The sequence below is a fragment of the Intestinimonas sp. genome, assembly GCF_026169115.1.
Classification (GTDB): Bacteria; Bacillota; Clostridia; order Oscillospirales; family Oscillospiraceae; genus Intestinimonas.
In genome coordinates, this window is the sequence record NZ_JAPFEA010000079.1 from 1 (window position 1) to 19259 (window position 19259).

The window sequence follows — 19259 nt, forward strand, 5'->3', positions numbered from 1 at the left end:
GGTCTTCCCCATGTTCCGGGACGTGAAGGACGGCGGCACCTTCCTCATCAACTGCCAGTGCAGCGATGAGGAGATCAACAAGCACATGCCCGCCGTGGCCAAGCGCTACATTGCCGAGCACAACATCCAGGTCTACACCATCGACGCCATCGACCTGGCCGCCAAGATCGGCATGGGCAAGCGCACCAACACCATCCTCCAGTCCGCTTTCTTCAAGCTGGCCAAGGTGATGCCCGAGGCCGAGGCCATCGGCTACATGAAGGACGCCGCCACCCACTCCTACCTGAAGAAGGGCCAGGACGTGGTGGATATGAACCACAAGGCCATCGACATGGGCGCCACCGCCTTCAAGAAGTTCAACGTGCCCGCCGACTGGGCCAACGCCGTGGACGAGAAGAAGGACGAGCAGCTGGAGGGCCGCGCCGCCACCGTGAAGATGGTCCGGGACATCATGGAGCCCGTGGGCCGCATGGACGGCGACAGCCTGCCTGTCTCCGCCTTCGCCGAGGGCCATGCCGACGGTACCTTCGAGCAGGGCGCCGCCGCCTATGAAAAGCGCGGCGTGGCCGTCAACGTGCCTGTGTGGGACGCCACCAAGTGCATCCAGTGCAACCAGTGTTCCTACGTCTGCCCCCACGCCACCATCCGTCCCTACGCTCTGACCGAGGAGGAGGCCAAGAACGCCCCCGCCAACGCCAAGATCGTGGACGTGAAGGCCGGCAAGGGCAAGGGCGTCTACAAGTTCGCCCTGGCCGTGAGCCCCCTGGACTGCATGGGCTGCGGCGTCTGCGTGGGCGTCTGCCCCGTGAATGCCCTGGAGATGGTGCCCCAGGAGTCCCAGGCTGCCGAGCAGGCCGTCTTCGACTACATGGTGGCCAAGGTCTCCGACAAGGCCGACATGGCCGACACCACCACCGTCAAGGGCAGCCAGTTCAACCAGCCCCTGCTGGAGTTCTCCGGCTCCTGCGCCGGCTGCGCCGAGACCAGCTATGCCCGCCTGATTACTCAGGTCTGCGGCGACCGGATGTATATCTCCAACGCCACCGGCTGTTCCTCCATCTGGGGCGGCCCCGCTGCGACCTCTCCCTACACCGTCAATAAGGCCGGCCACGGTCCCGCCTGGGCCAACTCCCTCTTCGAGGACAACGCCGAGCACGGCCTTGGCTTCTTCTACGGCCAGAAGGCCCTCCGCGACCGTCTCATCGGCATGCTGACCGAGTGGAGCAAGGATGAGCGCGCCCCCAAGGCGGAGATCGAGAAGTTCCTGGAGACCAAGGACGACGGCGCTGCCAATGCCGAGCCCGCCAGGGCGCTGCTGGCCGCTGCCGAGAAGGCTGCCGCCGAGGGCTGCCCCTACGCCAAGGAGATCCTGGAGCACAAGGAGTTCCTGGCCAAGAAGTCCATCTGGATCTTCGGCGGCGACGGCTGGGCCTACGACATCGGCTACGGCGGCCTGGATCACGTCCTGGCCTCCGGTGAGGATGTCAACGTCTTCGTCTTCGACACCGAGGTGTACTCCAACACCGGCGGACAGGCCTCCAAGGCCACCAACGTGGGCGCTGTGGCCCAGTTCGCGGCTGCCGGCAAGACCATGCCCAAGAAGTCCCTGGCCGAGATCGCCATGCAGTACGGCTATGTGTACGTGGCCCAGGTGGCCATGGGCGCCAACCCCGCCCAGACCCTGAAGGCCATCAACGAGGCCGAGAGCTATCACGGCCCCTCCCTCATCATCGGCTACGCCCCCTGTGAGATGCACTCCATCAAGGGCGGCATGACCAACTGCCAGAGCGAGATGAAGAAGGCCGTCGAGTGCGGCTACTGGAACCTGTTCCGGTTCAACCCCGCTCTGAAGGCCGAGGGCAAGAGCCCCTTCACCCTGGACTCCAAGGCCCCCGCCGGCGGCTATCAGGAGTTCCTGATGAACGAGGCCCGCTACTCCGCTCTGACCCGCGCCTTCCCCGACCGCGCCGAGAAGCTCTTCCAGGAGAACGAGGCGCTGGCCAAGGCCCGCTACGAGCACCTGCTCAAGCTCCAGGAGCTCTACGCCTGAGTTTCGCCGCGTGATTCCCTGACATAAGCACAACGCCCGCCCTTCCATTACAGAAGGGCGGGCGTTTTTTGATGCTGTCGACTTTGTCGACAGCATCTCTCGCGCGTGCTTGCACGCGCTCGAAGGAGTTACAGCCTGCTGCGTCGCACTCACTGCGTTCGCACGCTTGCAGGCTGAGCAGTGTTTTTTCCAAGGCACATGTCCTCGGAAAAAACAGATTTTTATTTTGTTCCGTCGTCTGCGGACGACGGAACTCTGCGAGGCTCCTATATAAGATCTGGCGTATATCTACTTTGTTAGCGGCGCTTTTTGTCTATGTCAGCGCAGACCTATGTCCGGGCCAGAGCCGTGCCGGGGGCGGCCCCGTCGGTCTGAAATTCGGTCATGTCGTCCCAGTACCGCTTGGGCATGTGGGTCATGCGGCACCGGGGGTTTTCCCGCTCCCGGATGGCAATGGTGTCGTAAAACCGCCGCCACAGCTGTCGATAGGCCAGCTCCTCCTGACTCGGGTCGGCCAGCTGGAGGTCCTCCATGGGGAGGATGGCCCATTGCCGGGGCTGGTAGAGAAGGGCTTCCCTGTGGGTGCGGTCATAGAGCAGAAGACGCTCCCGGGGGAACCGGGCGCAGAAGTGGGGGCGCAGCAGGGGGAGGACCCGGTTTTTGGGGCTGATCTGCCCGCAGAGGATACCCCCCTGGTCAGAGAAGCGGACAAAGCCCTGAAAGAGGTGGGCCTCCTTCCACAGGTGGAGGAGGGCGGTGTGGAGGGGAGCCACCCGGGGATCGGTGAGGTCCCGGATCACGGCGGGACCCGCCCGGTAGGCCAGGCGGATGAAATCATAGAGCCGCCGTTCCTTCTCCGGGGCGCAGGTGAGAAAGCCGTGGCGGACCCACCGCTGGACCTCTGGGGAGATTCTGCGGCTCAGGGAGCGGTAGACCCGCTCCGCCTTCTCCCGATCGGTCTCCACTGCCCGCTCCGGCCACAGGGCGGTCCGGGGGTCGTCAAAGAGGGAGAAACAGGCTGGCTCCTCCGCTCTGGCGTAGCTTTCAAAGACACAGGTGAGAAAGCCGGCAAAGCTGCCGTCGTAGAGGTAGAGAAACTGGACAGGCTGGGACATGGGGTCCTCCTTTCAGATGGCGGGTGGGAAGAGGGAGAGCTGACCCGGCAGCGCCCCGGCGCTTTGGCCGGGGAGGGGGTCGGCCAGGCGGAAAAAGAGGTCCTCTGGCCGGAGTCGGGCGGCGCCGGGGGCGCACCGCCCGGAGCAGGTGAGGAAGTACCGGGCCCGTTTGAGGACCACCCCCAAGGTCTTGAGCCCCTCGAAGGTGAGGGGTCCCGCCCGACGGGCGGCCAGGATGCGCCGGGCGGAGGTCACCCCCAGGCCGGGCACCCGAAGCAGGGCCTCGTAGTCGGCCCGGTTCACCTCCACGGGGAAGAATTCCGGGTGGCGGAGGGCCCAGCCGCATTTAGGGTCCAGCCGGGGGTCGAAGTGGGGGTGGTCCTCGTCCAGCAGCTCCCCGGCGTCGAAGTGGTAGAAGCGCAGCAGCCAGTCGGCCTGGTAGAGCCGGTGCTCCCGGAGGAGGGGCGGGCGGAACCCCTGCCGGGCGGGGAGGAGGTTGCTGTCGGATACCGGCATGTAGGCCGAGTAGAAGACCCGCTTGAGCTGGTAGCGCCGATAGAGCCCCTGACTCAGCCGCAGGATCTGAAGGTCGGTCTCCGGGGTGGCCCCCACGATCATCTGGGTGGACTGGCCCGCCGGGGCAAAGCGGGGGGCGTGGCGGTACCGGACCAGCTCCTGCCGGGAGCGGGCGACGCCGTCCCGGATCTGCTCCATGGGCCCTAAAATGGACGCCCGGGTCTTGTCCGGGGCCAGGAGGGCCAGGCTGCGCTGGCTGGGCAGCTCGATGTTGACGCTCAGCCGGTCACACAGCAGGCCCAGCCGGTGGGTGAGGAGGGGGTCGGCCCCGGGGATGGCCTTGGCGTGGATGTAGCCGCCGAAGCCGCAGCCCTCCCGGAGAAGGGTGAGTACAGCGATCATCTGCTCGGTGGTGTAGTCCGGGTCACGGAGGACGGCGGAGGAGAGGAAGAGCCCCTCGATGTAGTTGCGGCGGTAAAAGCCCATGGTGAGCTCGCACAGCTCCCTGGGGGTAAAGGCGGCCCGGGGCACGTCGTTGGAACGGCGGTTGACGCAGTAGGCGCAGTCGTACCGGCAGCGGTTGGTCATGAGGACCTTCAAGAGGGAGATGCACCGGCCATCGGCGGAAAAGGAGTGGCAGCACCCCGCCGGGAGGGCGGAGCCCATGCCGCCCCGCCCGGCGCGGCCCACGCCGCTGGAGGTGCAGGCGGCGTCGTACTTGGCGGCGTCGGCCAGAATGGTCAGCTTGTCCAGGAGCTCCATGGTCGTCCCTCCGAAATCGAACATTTGTACTATTATGATAGCACCGGGACGGGCCGACGTCAACCGGAAAGAAGCCCCAGGGGCGAAGAAAAAGTCCAGGCTTTGGGACCGCGCTTGCAGTAGAGAACGGCAGAGGGTATAATGGGGACGCGAGCGTCTGATTTCCAGGCGGAGCCGGGAAAGGTAGGGGGACATGGACAGGCAGTATGACCGACTGAAGAGAAAGCTGCTGCTGATGGCGGCGGCGGGGGCGCTGGGCGCCCTGGCGGCAACGGTGGTCCTGTGGCAGGTGGCCGACTGCCTCTGGGGACAGGCCATGGCCCAGGGGGTGGAAATGTTGTGCCGCGGCCTTTTCGGCATGGAGGAGGCCGCCGCCCAGGGGGTGTACCGACGCCTGTTCCGGGAGGGCTGGCTTTACTGGGTGGCCGGCCTGGCGGTGGTCTATCTGCTGGGGGCCTTCTACATGGTCCTGGGCCGCTTCACCCGGTGGCTGGACCGGATCGGCGGTGCCGTCCACCAGGTGGTGGACGAGACGGGGGAGCCGGTCACCCTGCCCAGGGAGCTCGCCCCACTGGAGCGGGACCTGCGGTCTCTCCAATCCAGTCTGGCCGACGGACGGGCCCAGGCCAGGGAGGCGGAGCAGCGCCGGCAGGATCTGGTGGCCTTTCTGGCCCACGATCTGAGGACCCCGCTCACCTCGGTGCTGGGGTATCTGAACCTCCTCCGGGACGACCCCGGTCTCACGGAGGAACAGCGGGCCAAGTACACCGCCATTGCCCTGGATAAGGCCAACCGGCTGGGGGAGCTCATCGGTGAGTTTTTCGACATCACCAAGATGGACTTTGCCGCCCTGGGGGAGCGGCGGGAGACCATTCAGCTCTCGCTGCTGCTGGAACAGCTCTCCGATGAATTTTATCCTGCCTTTGCCGAAAAGGACCTCACCTGCCGGTGCGACATTGCCCAGCGCCTGACGGTGCGGGGAGACGCCGACAAGCTGGCCCGGGTCTTCGACAATGTGCTCCGCAACGCGGTGAGTTACAGCGCCCCTGGGGGAGAGGTGGAGATCCAGGCGGCGGAGCGGGCGGGCTGGGCCGAGATCGCCATTCGGAACCAGGGGCTGGAGATCCCGGAACAGGAGCTCACCAATATTTTTCAGAAGTTTTACCGCCTGGACCAGGCCCGGTCCACCCGCACCGGCGGGGCGGGGCTGGGGCTGGCCATCGCCCGGGAGATCGTGGAGCGCCACGGCGGGACCATCCGGGCGGAGAGCGACGGGAGACGGACCAGCTTTGTGATCCGGATCCCCCTGGCGGAGGAGGGAGAGAAGTGACCATGGAGCAGAGAAATGAGGCCAGGGCCTGGCTGGAGCGGGACACGGTCCTCCACGCCAACATGCTGGAGGTCCTCCGGCGTGGCAGCGCCGAGGCCCTGACCGTGGAGGAGGGGGGCGTCCTCCTCTATGACACGGGCTGCGGCGCCTGGATGCTGGCGGCGGAGCCGGCGGCGGCGGGATCCCTCCTGGACCGGCTGCCGGCGGGGTGCGATCTCTTTGTGGGCCACGACATGGCCTGGTTTGATCTGGCCAGAGAGCGATTGGGTCTGCCGGAGGTGGAGGTTTGTTATTCATCGGCCTATCTGGCCGGAGAGCCCCTGCCCATCCCTGACTTTGGCGGGGAGCTGCGGCTTCTGGACCGGTCCTGGACGGCCTGGCTGTGTGCCCATTACAGCCATGACTTTGGGGGCGCGGCCTACATGGAGCGGGCGGTGGACCGGGGCATGGTAGGCGCTTTTGTGGAGGGAGAGCCCGCCGGCTTTGTGGGTTTCCACGACGAGGGGAGCATAGGCATGCTGGAGGTGCTGCCCGCCTACCGCCGCCGGGGCCTGGGGGAGATCCTCCAGCAGGCGGCCATCAACCTGGCCCTGGAGCGGGGACAGATCCCCTTCGGCCAGGTCATCGACGGCAACACCGCCTCCCTGGGACTCCAGCGGAAGCTGGGCATGGCGGTCTCCCAAAGCAGACTGTTCTGGCTCATAGGGTGACCTGGACACAAAACCGCCCCTTCCGGCGCTGCTGCGCCGGAAGGGGCGGTTTTTGCATTGCTTTTCCAGGGACAGGGCGGGGACCTTACGCGAAGTAGGCCGCGCCGCTTTCAAAGATGGGCTGGAACTTGTCGCCGGGGATGTTCTTGGCCAGGTGCTCGCCCCGGCGCTCGGAGTGGCCCATCTTGCCAAAGACCCGTCCGTCGGGGGAGAAGATGCCCTCAATGGCGCAGACCGAGCCGTTGGGGTTGGCAGAGATGTCCATGGAGGGGGCACCGGAGAGGTCCACATACTGAGTGGCCACCTGACCATTGGCGATGAGCCGGTCCAGCAGGGGCTGGGGGGCCACGAACTTGCCCTCGCCGTGGGAGATGGGGATGGCATGGAGGTCGCCCACCTGGCTCCGCAGCATCCAGGGGGAGTTCACGCTGGCCACCCGGGTGGTGACATACCGGCTCTGGTGGCGGCCAATGTCGTTGTAAGTAAGGGTGGCGCAGGTGTCATCCATGGCGGGACGGATCTCGCCGTAGGGCACCAGACCCAGCTTGACCAGGGCCTGGAAGCCGTTACAGATGCCCAGCATCAGGCCGTCCCGGTTCTTGAGCAGGTCGTGGACGGCGTCGGTGAGCCGGGGGTTGCGGAAGAAGGAGCAGATAAACTTGGCCGAGCCGTCGGGCTCGTCGCCGCCGGAGAAGCCGCCGGGGAGAACGATCATCTGGGCGGACTGGATGGCCTGTTCCAGGGCCTGGGCCGACTGGGCCAGGAGGTCGGCGCTCAGGTTGCGGACCACCACAATCTCCGGGTCGATGCCGGCCCGGAGGCAGGCGCTGGCGGTGTCATACTCGCAGTTGGTGCCGGGGAAGACGGGGATGACTGCCTTGGGACGGGCCGTCTTGTGGCGGCAAACCGCGGGGGAGCGCCCCTCATAGCTGAGGGTGGGCACGTCGCCGGAGGCCGGGGTGCGGGTGGGATAGACCCCCTCCAGCACCCCCTCGGAGACGGAGAGCAGCTCGTCGATGGGGACGGTGTCATTGGGCAGGGAGACAATGGGCTCGCTGGCGGTGTAGCCCAGCAGCCGGGCCCCGGGAACGGGGCAGTCGCACTCGGCCACGATGGCGCCGGGGGTGGTGATCCAGAAGGGATCGCCCTCCAGCCGGGCGTCGGAGGTGAAGCCCACCCGGTTGCCGAAGGACATCTTGATGACGGCCTCGGCGCTGCCGCCGGCGGTGACGGCCCAGGCGGCCTTCACATGGCCCTCCTGGCACAGCCGGTGGAAGTCCAGCCACAGGGCCTTCAGGTCGCCGTAGTCGCCGCTGTACTTGGGATGGAAGAGATAGACCGGGTGTCCGGCCTCCTTGAACTCGGGGGTGATGACCTCGCCGGCGCTGGCGGGGGCGATGGCGAAGGAGATGAGGGTGGGGGGCACGTCCAGGCCCAGGAAGGAGCCGGACATGGAGTCCTTGCCGCCGATGGCGGCCACGCCCAGGCCGATCTGGGCGGTGAAGGCCCCCAGCAGGGCGGCAAAGGGCTTGCCCCAGCGGACGGGGTCGCTGCGCAGCTTCTCAAAGTACTCCTGGAAGGAGAGGTAGGCCCGGGTGGGGTCGCAGCCGGCGGCCACCAGCTTGGCTACCGAGTCGATGACCGACACGCCGGCGCCGTGGAAGGGGTCCTTCTCCATCCACCGGGGCCGGAAGCCCCAGGCCATCACGGAGCAGGTGTCGGTCTCGTGGCCGGGTCCCACGGGGAGCAGGGCGGCCATGGCCTGGGTGGGGGTGCTCTGGGTCTTGCCGCCGAAGGGCATGAGCACCGACGCGGCGCCGATGGTGCTGTCGAACCGCTCTCCCAGGCCCCGCTGGAGCCCCAGGTTCAGGTCGGAGCAGAGCTCCCGGAGCCCCGCGCCGGCAAAGGGCAGGCCCAGCTCCGCCGGGGGCACCACCACCGTAGTGTGCTTGTCGGCGCCGTTGGAGGAGAGAAACTCCCGGGAAAGGTCGGCGATGACGGAGCCGTTCCAGCGCATGACCATCCGGGGGGACTCGGTGACCGTGGCCACCACATAGGCTTCCAGATTTTCGGCGCTGGCGGCGGCGATGAAGGCATCCACATCGCCCTCGGCCACCACCACGGCCATGCGCTCCTGGCTCTCGGAGATGGCCAGCTCTGTACCGTCCAGGCCGTCGTATTTCTTCCGCACGGCGTCCAGATCGATGTCCAGGCCGTCGGCCAGCTCGCCCACCGCCACGCTGACGCCGCCCGCGCCGAAGTCGTTGCATCGCTTGATGAGATGGGTGACCTCGGGGTCTCGGAACAGGCGCTGGAGCTTGCGCTCCTCGGGGGCGTTGCCCTTCTGGACCTCGGAGGCCATGGTGTCCAGGCTCTTGAGGTCGTGGCTCTTGGAGGAGCCGGTGGCGCCGCCGATGCCGTCCCGGCCGGTGCGGCCGCCCAGGAGGATGACCTTGTCCCCGGGGGCGGGGCGCTCCCGGATCACGTTGGAGGCCGGAGCGGCCCCCACCACGGCACCCACCTCCAGGTGCTTGGCCACATAGCCGGGGTGATAGATCTCGCTGACCAGGCCGGTGGCCAGACCAATCTGGTTACCATAGGAGGAGTAGCCGGCGGCGGCGGTGGTGCACAGCTTCCGCTGGGGCAACTTGCCCTCCAGGGTCTCGCTCAGAGGAGCCCGGGGGTCGCCGCAGCCGGTGACACGCATGGCCTGATAGACGTAGGAGCGGCCGGAGAGGGGGTCCCGGATGGCGCCGCCGATGCAGGTGGCCGCGCCGCCGAAGGGCTCGATCTCCGTGGGGTGGTTGTGGGTCTCGTTCTTGAACATGAGGAGCCAGTCCTGGTCCTCCCCGTCCACCTTGGCGGTGACATGGACGGAGCAGGCGTTGATCTCCTCACTCTCGTCCAGATCCCGGAGGACGCCCCGCTTCTTGAGGACTTTGGCGGCGATGGTGGCCAGGTCCATGAGGGTCTCGGGCCGGGTCTTGGCCTTCTCCTCGCCGTAGACCTCCAGGCGGGCGGCCTGATAGAGCCGGTAGGCCCGCTCCACCTCGGGGGAGAGAAGCTCCACGGAGTCGATGTGGGTGGAGAAGGTGGTGTGGCGGCAGTGATCGGACCAGTAGGTGTCCACTAGGCGCAGCTCGGTGAGGGTGGGGTCCCGGTCCTCCTCGTCCCTCATGTAGGACTGGAAGAAGGTGAGGTCGGCCAGGTCCATGGCCAGACCGTACTCCTCCAGCACGGAGCGGAGCCCGGTCTCGTCCAGCGCCCGGAAGCCCTCCAGCACCTGGACCGACTGGGGGATGGGATAGGTCTGCGTCAGGGTCTCGGGCTTGTCCAGGGCGGCCTCCCGGGCCTCCACGGGGTTGATGAGATAGGCCCTGATCCCGTCCATGTCCGCGTCGGTGAGACTGCCCAGCAGCAGATAGACGGCGGCGGCCCGGACGGTGGGACGCTCCCCGCCGGTCATGAGCTGGATACACTGGGCCGCCGAATCGGCCCGCTGGTCGAACTGGCCGGGCAGGGCCTCCACGGCCAGCACGGCGTGGGGGCCGTCGGGAACGGGGCAGACCTCGTCATACACCGCGTCCACCTGGGGCTCGGAGAACACGGAGGTCCGGGCGGAGGCGTAGACCTGACCGGTGACGCCCTCCACGTCATAGCGGTTGAGGATGCGGACGCCGGCGAGGTCCCGGACCCCCACCGTCTCGGTGAGCTCCCGGCACAGGGCCCGGGCGGCGCCGTCAAAGCCCGGCTTCTTTTCTACAAAACAGCGAAATACTTCTCCCATGGGTATTTCCTCCCTCGTGATAGTTGTCTTTCTGGTCATGGCGCAGGGTCAGGACCCGAAGCGCCAGTGTTCGATGCCGTAGAAGGGGTCTTGCTGGGTGGGGGCCAGACCGCTGACCGTCCCCCACTGGGTGAGGACGGACTGGTTTTTGAAACACAGTGTGGAGAAGGGGACCTGGTTTTCCAGGTCGGTCCACAGGGCCTGGGCGGCGGTTTTCCGGGCGGCTCCGGCGGCGGAGCGCCAGGCGGAGAGCAGAGCCAGGGTGCCGGCGCTCTGATAGCCGCCGAAATTCAGGCTCCCGCCGGGAGCCAGGAGGGGCGTGGGGTCAAAGTCGGCGGTCATGGAGACCGCCCCCAGATAGAGGTCAAAGTCGCCGGTAGTCAAACGCTGCTGGTACTCGCTCCAGGAGAGCTTTTGCAGCTCCACCTGGACCCCGGAGCGGAGCAGCTCCCCCGCCAGGTATTCCGCCGCCGACAGACGGAAGGTGTTGTCGGTGTTCACCACGAGGGTGAGGGAAAGGGGGCGTCGGCCCTGGTACCAGAGACCATCCTCTTTCCGGACATAGCCCGCCTCCTCCAGCAGCTGGGCAAAGACCTGGGGGGAGTAGTCCCGGCGCTGGGCCAGAGTCTGGTCGTAGTCGGCGCAGACCGGGTGCAGGGGGAGGGTGGCCGCCTGGGCATGGCGGGAATAGAGGGCCACCGCCACGGTGGTGCGGTCCCAGGCCCGGTCCAGGGCCCGGCGGAGGGCGGCGTTGGCACAGGGGCCGCTTTGACAGTTGTAGCCCGTAAAGACCATGGTGGTGGTGGGGTAGTCCCACACGGCGTGGTCCCCGGCAAAGCCCAGGGCGTTGGTGCCGGTGAGGTCTGCGGTCACCAGAGAGATGGCCTCGGTGTCAAAGGCGGAGATGAGGTCGTCGGCGGCCTGGATGGTCACCAGGGGGATGGTCTCCGCCGGCAGGGAGAGGTGCTGCCACCAGTCGGCCCGGGCGGTGAGCGCCGCGCCCGCGTCGGTCTCGGTGAACCGGTAGGGGCCGGTGCCCGGAGGCACCTCATCTGAGCCGGCCTTGACGATGGGGATGTCCAGCAGGGCGGGCAGAGCGGCATTGGGGGCGCTGAGGGTGAGCACCACGGCGCCGTCCTGGGCGGAAATGCCGCTCACGCCGTTCAGACGCCCGGCGAACCGGGACTGGGGAGACCGGGAGAGCTCCAGAGAGGCCGTCACGTCGGCGGCGGTGAGGGGAGAGCCGTCGGAGAAGGCGACGCCGCTGCGCAGAGAAAAGGTCCAGGTGAGACCGTCCTCGCTGACAGAGTAGTGCTGGCACAGCCGGGGCTGAGGGGTGAAGGTCTGGTCCAGGGCGAAAAGTCCCTCCCACATGAGTCCCGCCAGAGCGGTGTTCACCTTGTCGGTGCTCAGGATGGGGTGGAGACTCCCGGCGGTGCGCGGGAGGGTGAAGGGGACGGCGGCCTCTGCCGCCGACGTCTCCGGCGGAGCGGAGGGGGTGGGCGTGGGCGACGGCGCCGGTGCGCCGCAGCCGGAGCACAGGGCCAGGGCGAGGACCAGGGCGGTGAGACGGAATGGTTTCATAGTCGGCTCCTAGGTATGGAAAAGAGCGAAAAGCGGAGACCGATATCCCTCTTTTCGCTCTTTCGGGTTATAGAAGTTGAATGACGGCGGCCTGACTGCCCCGGACGCCTCCGGTGGCGCGGTGAGACCAGTACTTCTCCGGCAGACAGGAGGTGCACTCGCTGCTGACGGAGATGTGCTCAGGCCGCAGACCGGCGCGCTCCAGACGCATGGCATTGAGCCCCTTCAGGTCCACCTTGAACTTGCCGTTCTCAATGGGGGAGAGGAAGGGGGTGGCCCGGACGCCCAGGGCGGCGGTCATGGCATTGGGCACGTCTTCGTGGGTCTCAAAGCAGCATTGGGAGATGCCAGGGCCGATGGCGGCCAGGATGTCCTCGGGCCGGCAGCCGTAAAAGGCCATTTTTTCCACTGCCCGCTCCACGATGCCGGAGGCGGTGCCCCGCCAGCCGGCGTGGACGGCGGCGATGACCCGGCGGACCGGGTCATAGAGGAGGATAGGCAGACAGTCGGCGCTGAAGATGACCAGGGCCACGCCGGGGATGTCGGTGACCAGGCCGTCGGCCTCGTAGGGCTCCGGGTCCAGCAGTCCGGCCTTGATGTCGGCGGTGGTGACAGGGCGGACCACATCGCTGTGGACCTGGTTGGTCATGGCCACCGTGCTCAGGTCGGCGCCGGTGGCGGCGAAGAACCGGCGGTAGTTCTCCCGGACGTGCTCAGGGTCATCGCCCCGGGTGGAGCCCAGGTTCAGGCTCTCGTAGATGCCGGTGCTCACCCCGCCCAGCCGGGTGGAAAAGCCGTGGGCGACGCCGCCGGCGTGCTCAAAGGCTTCCGCCGACAGGTAGGTGACGCCGGCGCGGGTCTTGTCGTGGATCTCCAAAGGGTGCTCCTTTCTGGATCAAAGGGGGCTTGTCACGGGAATGGTTGCCTGCTTTCTCCCATCCGTGCCAATGCGGGCACTGGATGACCTTCCCCACACAGGGGGGAAGGTGGCGGCGTCAGCCGCCGGATGAGGGGGCGTATCAGGGGTGGTTTGACGCACCCCACAGATGGGGGACCGGTTCCCCGTTCCGTTCCGGGACGCTCCCTCAGTCGCCTGTGGCGACAGCTCCCTCAGGGAGGGAGCCATTGGGCGCGTCTGGGAAGCCGCGCCCCGCGAATAAGGGGGCGCTGCGCCAATGGGGCGCGGATGCCTTTCGTGCCTTACTCCTGCTCGGGGTGGTATTTCCCCACGGGGTAGGCCCCGTGGGGACCCTTTTTTTCACTCAGCCTGGGCGGAGTGGATCCGCCCAGGCCCAAGGTTTTCACCTGACGGTGAAAACGCTTGAACGGCGTGACCGCCGTCCCCGCTGCGCGGGTGCCTTTTGTGCCTTACTGCTGGTCGGGATGATATTCTTTACAGGTACACTTTTTCCACTTGAGGCCGCTGCCGCAGGGACAGGGGTCGTTGCGGCCAATTTTCTGGCCCTTGTGGACCACGGGCTGCTGCTTGACGGTGCCGTCGCTGCCGCCGGAGGTGCCGGTGACCTTGGCCACCCGCTTGCGCTCCACGGAGCCCTCGCCGTTTTTGGCCTGGATGCGGACGATGAAGACCCGCCGCACGGTCTCCTCCTGGATGGCGGCGATCATCTCCTCGAACATCTCGTAGCCCTCGCGCTTGTAGGCCACCACCGGGTCCTCCTGGCCGTAGGCCCGCAGGCCGATGCCCTGACGCAGCTCCGTCATGTTGTCCAGGTGGTCCATCCAGTATTCGTCCACCACCCGGAGCATCATCACCCGCTCCACCTCGCGCATGAGGGGGCTGCCCAGGAGCTGCTCCTTCTTCTGGTAGACGTCAAAGGCCCGCTCCTCCACCAGACCGCACAGGTCCTCGGCGGAATACTTCTGGAGCTCCTCGTCGGTGAGCTTGAGCTCGTCGGGCAGGAGGAAGACCCCGCGGAAGGGGGCGACCGCCTCCCGGAAGCTCTCGGCGTCCATGTGCTTGAGCTCGCCCATGCGGCCCTGGATGGCGTTGTGGATGGTGGTGCGGATCATGTTCTCCATGCTGGCCTTCATGTCCTCGCCGTCCAGGACCTGCCGGCGCTGCTTATAGATGACCTCGCGCTGGGTGTTCATGACGTCGTCATACTCCAGCACGCTCTTGCGCTGCTGGAAGTTCTTGGACTCCACCTGCTTCTGGGCCGACTCGATGGCGTTGGTGAGCATCTTCTGCTCAATGGGAGTATCCTCGTCCACGCCCAGCTTTTCCATCATGCCCATGACCCGCTCAGAGCCGAAGAGCCGCATGATGTCGTCCTCCAGGGAGAGGTAGAACCGGCTCTCGCCGGGGTCGCCCTGACGGCCGGCACGGCCACGGAGCTGGTTGTCGATGCGGCGGGACTCGTGGCGTTCGGTGCCCAGGATGAAGAGCCCCCCTGCCTCCCGGACCTTGTCGGCCTCGGGCTTGATCTCGGCCTTGTACTTGGCCTCGGCCTCGGAGAACATCTTCCGGGCGTTTAGAATATCCTGGTTGTCCGTCTCGGCAAAGCCGGTGGCTTCGGCGATGAGGTCATCGGTGAGCCCGGCCTTCCTCAAATCGTTTTTCGCCAAAAATTCCGCGTTGCCGCCCAGCATGATGTCGGTGCCGCGTCCGGCCATGTTGGTGGCCACGGTGACGGCGCCGAGCTTGCCGGCCTGGGCCACGATCTCGGCTTCCTTCTCGTGATTTTTGGCGTTGAGGACGTTGTGCTTGACGCCGGCCTTCTTCAAAAGGCCGGAGAGGAGCTCCGACTTCTCAATGGAGACGGTGCCCACCAGCACCGGTTGTCCCTTTTCGTGGCACTCCTTGATCTGCTGAATGATGGCCCGGTACTTGCCGTTTTCGTTTTTGTAGACCACGTCGTGGTGGTCGATGCGGGCCTGGGGCTTGTTGGTGGGGATCTCCACCACATCCAGGGAGTAGGTGCCGTTGAACTCGTCTTCCTCGGTCATGGCGGTGCCCGTCATGCCGGAGAGCTTGTCATAAAGACGGAAATAGTTCTGGAAGGTGATGGTGGCCAGGGTCTTGGACTCCCGGGCCACAGTGACGTGCTCCTTGGCCTCGATGGCCTGGTGCAGGCCCTCGGAGTACCTTCTGCCGAACATGAGCCGGCCGGTGAACTCATCCACGATGATGACCTCGCCGTCCTTGACCACATAGTCGATGTCCCGCTTCATGAGACCTCTGGCCCGGATGGCCTGATTGATGTGGTGGGAGAGGGTGGAGTTCTCCGGATCGGCCAGGTTCTCCAGGTTGAACGCCTTCTCCGCCTTGGCCACGCCGTTGGCGGTCAGGGTGACGGTGCGGGCCTTCTCATCCACGATATAGTCGGCGTCCTCGTTGGGGTCCTCCTCTTCCTTGGTGTCCACGCTGGCCACCACCTTGCACTTGAGGCGGGAGACGAAGCTGTCCACGATGGTGTAGAGCTGGGTGGACTCATCGCCCTGGCCGGAGATGATGAGGGGGGTGCGGGCCTCGTCGATGAGGATGGAGTCCACCTCGTCCACGATGGCGAAGGCGTGGTCCCGCTGGACCATCTCCTGCTTGTAGATGGCCATGTTGTCCCGGAGGTAGTCGAAGCCGAACTCGTTGTTGGTGCCGTAGGTGATGTCGGCGTCGTAGGCCCGGTGCTTGTCCGCACCCATGACCCCGTGGATGACCAGTCCCACGGTAAGGCCCATGAAGCGGTAGACCTTGCCCATCCACTCCGAGTCGCGCTTGGCCAGATAGTCGTTCACCGTGACGATGTGGACGCCCCGGCCAGTGAGGGCGTTGAGGTAGGCGGGGAGGGTGGCCACCAGGGTCTTGCCCTCGCCGGTCTTCATCTCGGCGATGCGGCCCTGGTGGAGGATGATGCCGCCGATGAGCTGCACCCGGTAGGGCTTCATGCCCAGCACCCGCCAGGCGGCCTCACGGCAGGCCGCAAAAGCCTCGGGCAGCAGAGCGTCCAGGCTCTCGCCGGCCTGATAGCGGTCCTTGAACTCCTGCGTCTTGGCCTGGAGCTGTTCGTCCGTCAGGGCGGAGTACTCGGCGTCCAGGGCCTCGATCTTATCGACGATGGGAGAGATCGCCTTTACTTCCCGCTCTGAGGTGGTACCAAAGAGCTTCTTCAGCAGACCCATGTTATCGTTCACCTTTCCTAATTGGTTCTGGAATCATCAGCTTAGTATATCATACCCAGCCAGAAGAAAAAAGACAAAATTATAAACAAATCCCCCGCCGCCTGTGGAAATGTTCTCAGACCCCGGCTTTTTTGCAAAGGTGGTAGCCGGAGCGGCGGGCTTGTGGTACAATGTTGCCAGATCGATGCCGTCTGCCTGAGACAGAAAGGAAGGTCCCTATGCGCATCAAAACGCTGCTTCTTACCGCCGTCCTGGCCCTCTCCCTGGCCGCCTGCGCCCCTGCGGAGACCGAGCCCACGCCCAGCCCCACCCCCGTCCCTACGGAGACCGCGCCCTCGGCAGAGACTGCGGCGCCGGTGTGGGCCGACCAGCTTTTTACCAAGGAATTTACCGCCGACGACGGCACGGTGGTCATGTCGGTGGACTACCGCTTCCCCGACATTGAAAATGCCGCCGAGTCGCCCGCCTGGCAGAAGATCCGGGACTACTACGCCGCCGAGGGCATGGCCTACCTGAGCGACGCTGCGGAACTCTCCGGCTATGCCGCCGGAGATTACGAGGTGGCCCAGGCCATGGGGGAGGAGTTCCTGCCCTACGGCGAGTCCATGAGCTATCGCCTCACCCTCCAGACGGAGGGCCTGGTCAGCGTTGCCCGCAGCTACTACGCCAACTCGGTGACCGGCGCCGCCCATCCGGCCAATTTCCAGTTTTCCGAGACCTTCGACCTCGCCACCGGGGAGAAGCTGGCCCTGTGGGATTGCTTCACCGATCCCGACGCCGCCCGGACCCGGGTGCTGGACCTGCTGGCCCGAAAGGGGGCCGACGCCGGCTACGCCCAGGAGAGCCTGGAGGCCGAGCTGAACGAGGACTACTTCTATCTCAACGACGAGGGCCTGGTGATCTACTACCAGCCCGACACCCTGGCCCCCTATGCCGCCGGCCTGCTGGAGTTCACCCTTCCCTATGCCGACCTCCAGGACCTGCTGGCCAGTTCGCCCGTCCCATCTGAAACATAAATGAGGTGTTCCCATGCCCAGGAAAAATGACGTCCTTCCCCTGACCATCGAGTCCATCGGCCTCAACGGCGAGGGCATCGCCCATCTGGACGGCCAGGTGGTCTTTGTCGCCGGCGGGCTCCCCGGCGAGGTGTGCGATACTCTCATTTTGAAGGTGGGCCGTTCCGCCATCTGGGGCAAGGCGGTGGGGCACAGAACGCCCTCCCCTGACCGGCTGACGCCCGACTGTCCCCAGTACCCGAAGTGTGGCGGCTGTCAGTTCCGGCATATGAGCTATGCCGCCGAGCTGGAATCCAAGCGCCGTCGGGTGGAGGACGCCATCCGCCGGGTGGGAGGGCTGGACCTGCCGGTTTCTGTGATTTTAGGTGCAGAAAATACGGAACGTTATCGAAATAAGGTGCAGCTGCCGGTGGCTGCCGGGAAGGATGGGCCGAAGATCGGCTTCTTTCGGGCCCGGAGCCACGATGTGGTGAACGTGGAGGACTGCCTGCTCCAGCCGGAGACCGCCTCCGCCCTGGCGGAGGCGGTGCGGCGGTGGATGGCGGAGTACGCCGTCCCCGCCTACGATGAGAAGACCCACACCGGGCTGGTGCGGCACCTCTTTGTCCGCTTTTCCCGGACCGAGGCCCTGTGCTGCCTGGTGGTCAATGGCCAGGCCCTCCCCCATGAAAGGGAGCTGTTGGACGCCCTCCGCTCCGCCGCCCCGGAGCTTGCCGGGGTGGTGCTGTCCGTGAACACCCGGCAGACCAATGTGGTGCTGGGCAGGGAGCTGCGCACCCTGTGGGGCCGGGATTTTCTGGAGGACACCCTCTGCGGCCTCACCTTCCGCATCTCGGTGCCCTCCTTCTACCAGGTGAACCGGGACCAGTGTGAGGTCCTCTACGGCAAGGCGGTGGAGCTGGCGGGGCTCACCGGCAAGGAGACGGTGGTGGACCTCTACTGCGGCATCGGCACCATCTCCCTGGCCATGGCCCGGCGGGCCGGCCGGGTCATCGGGGCGGAGATCGTCCCCTCCGCCGTGGACGACGCCAGAGCCAACGCCCGGCGCAACGGCATCACCAACGCGGAATTTTTCTGCGGCGACGCCGCCGACACCGCCGCCCGGCTGGCCGTGGAGGGGCTGCGGCCTGACGTCATCTGCGTGGACCCGCCCAGGAAGGGGCTGGCCCCCGAGGTGGTGGACGCCATCGCCCAAATGGCCCCCCAGCGGGTGGTCTACGTCTCCTGTGACCCCGCTACCCTGGCCCGGGACCTCTCCCGCTTTGCCGCGCTGGGCTATGCCGCCCAAACCGCCGTGGCGGTGGACATGTTTCCGCGTACCGCCCATGTGGAGACGGTTGTACTTTTGTCCAAACTCAATACCAAGCAGCATATTGAGGTGGAGTTGAATCTGGATGAGCTGGATTTGACGGCGGCGGAGAGCAAGGCTACCTATGAGGAAATCAGAGAGTATGTGCTGGAGCATACCGGGTTGAAAGTCAGTCACTTATACATCGCCCAGGTCAAGCAGAAGTACGGTATTATTGAGCGTGAGAACTACAACAAGCCAAAATCTGAAAATTCCAGGCAGCCGAAATGTCCGCCCGAAAAGGAAGCGGCAATTACAGCGGCATTGAAGTATTTTGGAATGATCTGAGAACTGATAAAAGAAGGCAAGACTACCGAGCATTGTTGTGGTAGTCTTGCCTTTCTTTATGTGGATCATCATCGGTTAAATGGTAAAGGAAAATTTTACACCTGTTTTTGTATTTTGAACGTAACACTTGCCTCCGTGCAGTTCAATGATGCTCTTTGCGATGGCCAGCCCCAGGCCCGTTCCGCTGCTGGATCGGGATTCATCCACACGATAGAATGTGTCCCAAACCTTTTGAAGCGCCTCGTCAGACAGCGGCGGACTCTCGTTTTCTATAGAGAAGGTAGTCTTTCCATTTCTGTTTTGGATGGTCACGTTCACATGGCCGCCAGTAGCGGTATACTTGACGGCGTTGGTGACAAAGTTCTCAATAACCTGAGCGATCCGGCTCTCATCCGCTGTGACTGTAAAATCATCTGGAAAGGAGAATTCTATCCGGAGGTTTTTCGCCTGGGCCGCAATTTCCAATTTTTCAAAAATCAAGATTTACAATTCAAGTGCAACACATGGAGATAGGTAAAAAAGGAGTGACTCATAGGCGGTGATGCCCTAAAATGGTGTTTGTGGACAGCCAAGAAAGGGGCAGCATCCTATGAGTCACTACAAACACCTTACCATA

Annotated in this window: 12 protein-coding genes; 5 read left to right on the forward strand and 7 right to left on the reverse strand. The window is 65.3% G+C overall.

The features are described from left to right. Nucleotides 1-2050 (forward strand): 2-oxoacid:acceptor oxidoreductase family protein (locus tag Q0Y09_RS07305; protein WP_297719801.1); only part of this gene is annotated, 2050 nt, incomplete at its 5' end. Nucleotides 2051-2379: 329 nt separating this feature from the next. Here Q0Y09_RS07305 and Q0Y09_RS07310 read toward each other — a convergent pair. Continuing rightward, complete coding sequence (locus Q0Y09_RS07310) at nt 2380-3165, reverse strand: TIGR03915 family putative DNA repair protein (protein ID WP_297719804.1); 786 nt, start codon at nt 3163-3165, stop codon at nt 2380-2382. A 12-nt stretch (nt 3166-3177) separates the two neighbouring features. After that, nucleotides 3178-4443: a putative DNA modification/repair radical SAM protein gene (locus Q0Y09_RS07315; RefSeq protein ID WP_297719806.1), complete on the reverse strand. Its 1266-nt coding sequence runs from the start codon at nt 4441-4443 to the stop codon at nt 3178-3180. Between the two features lie 193 nt (nt 4444-4636). Between Q0Y09_RS07315 and Q0Y09_RS07320 the strand changes: the two genes are divergently transcribed. Both Q0Y09_RS07320 and Q0Y09_RS07325 read left to right on the forward strand, forming a co-directional pair. Next, the gene (locus tag Q0Y09_RS07320) at nt 4637-5773 is read left to right on the forward strand and encodes a HAMP domain-containing sensor histidine kinase (protein WP_297719808.1); all 1137 of its coding nucleotides are present in this window, start codon (nt 4637-4639) and stop codon (nt 5771-5773) included. 2 nt (nt 5774-5775) lie between these two features. Beyond that, nucleotides 5776-6483 carry a GNAT family N-acetyltransferase gene (locus Q0Y09_RS07325; protein WP_297719811.1) on the forward strand — a complete coding sequence of 236 codons (708 nt, stop codon included), beginning with the start codon at nt 5776-5778 and terminating at the stop codon, nt 6481-6483. 85 nt (nt 6484-6568) lie between these two features. Here Q0Y09_RS07325 and Q0Y09_RS07330 read toward each other — a convergent pair whose 3' ends face one another. The 4 genes from Q0Y09_RS07330 to secA form a co-directional block, all read right to left on the reverse strand. Further along, nucleotides 6569-10270: a phosphoribosylformylglycinamidine synthase gene (locus Q0Y09_RS07330; RefSeq protein ID WP_297719815.1), complete on the reverse strand. Its 3702-nt coding sequence runs from the start codon at nt 10268-10270 to the stop codon at nt 6569-6571. A 48-nt stretch (nt 10271-10318) separates the two neighbouring features. Beyond that, a complete protein-coding gene (locus tag Q0Y09_RS07335; RefSeq protein ID WP_297719818.1) occupies nt 10319-11854 on the reverse strand; it encodes an ABC transporter substrate-binding protein in 1536 nt (511 codons plus the stop codon). A gap of 67 nt (nt 11855-11921) precedes the next feature. Next, a complete protein-coding gene (pgeF, locus tag Q0Y09_RS07340) occupies nt 11922-12731 on the reverse strand; it encodes a peptidoglycan editing factor PgeF (RefSeq protein WP_297719823.1) in 810 nt (269 codons plus the stop codon). Between the two features lie 491 nt (nt 12732-13222). Further along, nucleotides 13223-15991: a preprotein translocase subunit SecA gene (gene secA / locus Q0Y09_RS07345; protein ID WP_297719827.1), complete on the reverse strand. Its 2769-nt coding sequence runs from the start codon at nt 15989-15991 to the stop codon at nt 13223-13225. Nucleotides 15992-16209: 218 nt separating this feature from the next. On the opposite strand from secA, the gene Q0Y09_RS07350 reads away from it, so the two are divergent. Together Q0Y09_RS07350 and rlmD are read left to right on the forward strand one after the other, a co-directional pair. Then, nucleotides 16210-17007 carry a DUF3298 and DUF4163 domain-containing protein gene (locus Q0Y09_RS07350; protein ID WP_297719831.1) on the forward strand — a complete coding sequence of 266 codons (798 nt, stop codon included), beginning with the start codon at nt 16210-16212 and terminating at the stop codon, nt 17005-17007. A 13-nt stretch (nt 17008-17020) separates the two neighbouring features. After that, the gene (gene rlmD / locus Q0Y09_RS07355; protein WP_297719834.1) at nt 17021-18643 is read left to right on the forward strand and encodes a 23S rRNA (uracil(1939)-C(5))-methyltransferase RlmD; all 1623 of its coding nucleotides are present in this window, start codon (nt 17021-17023) and stop codon (nt 18641-18643) included. Nucleotides 18644-18718: 75 nt separating this feature from the next. Here rlmD and Q0Y09_RS07360 read toward each other — a convergent pair whose 3' ends face one another. Further along, on the reverse strand, nt 18719-19123 hold the full coding sequence (locus Q0Y09_RS07360; protein WP_297719839.1) for a HAMP domain-containing sensor histidine kinase: 405 nt from the start codon (nt 19121-19123) through the stop codon (nt 18719-18721). Nucleotides 19124-19259 lie beyond the last annotated feature (136 nt).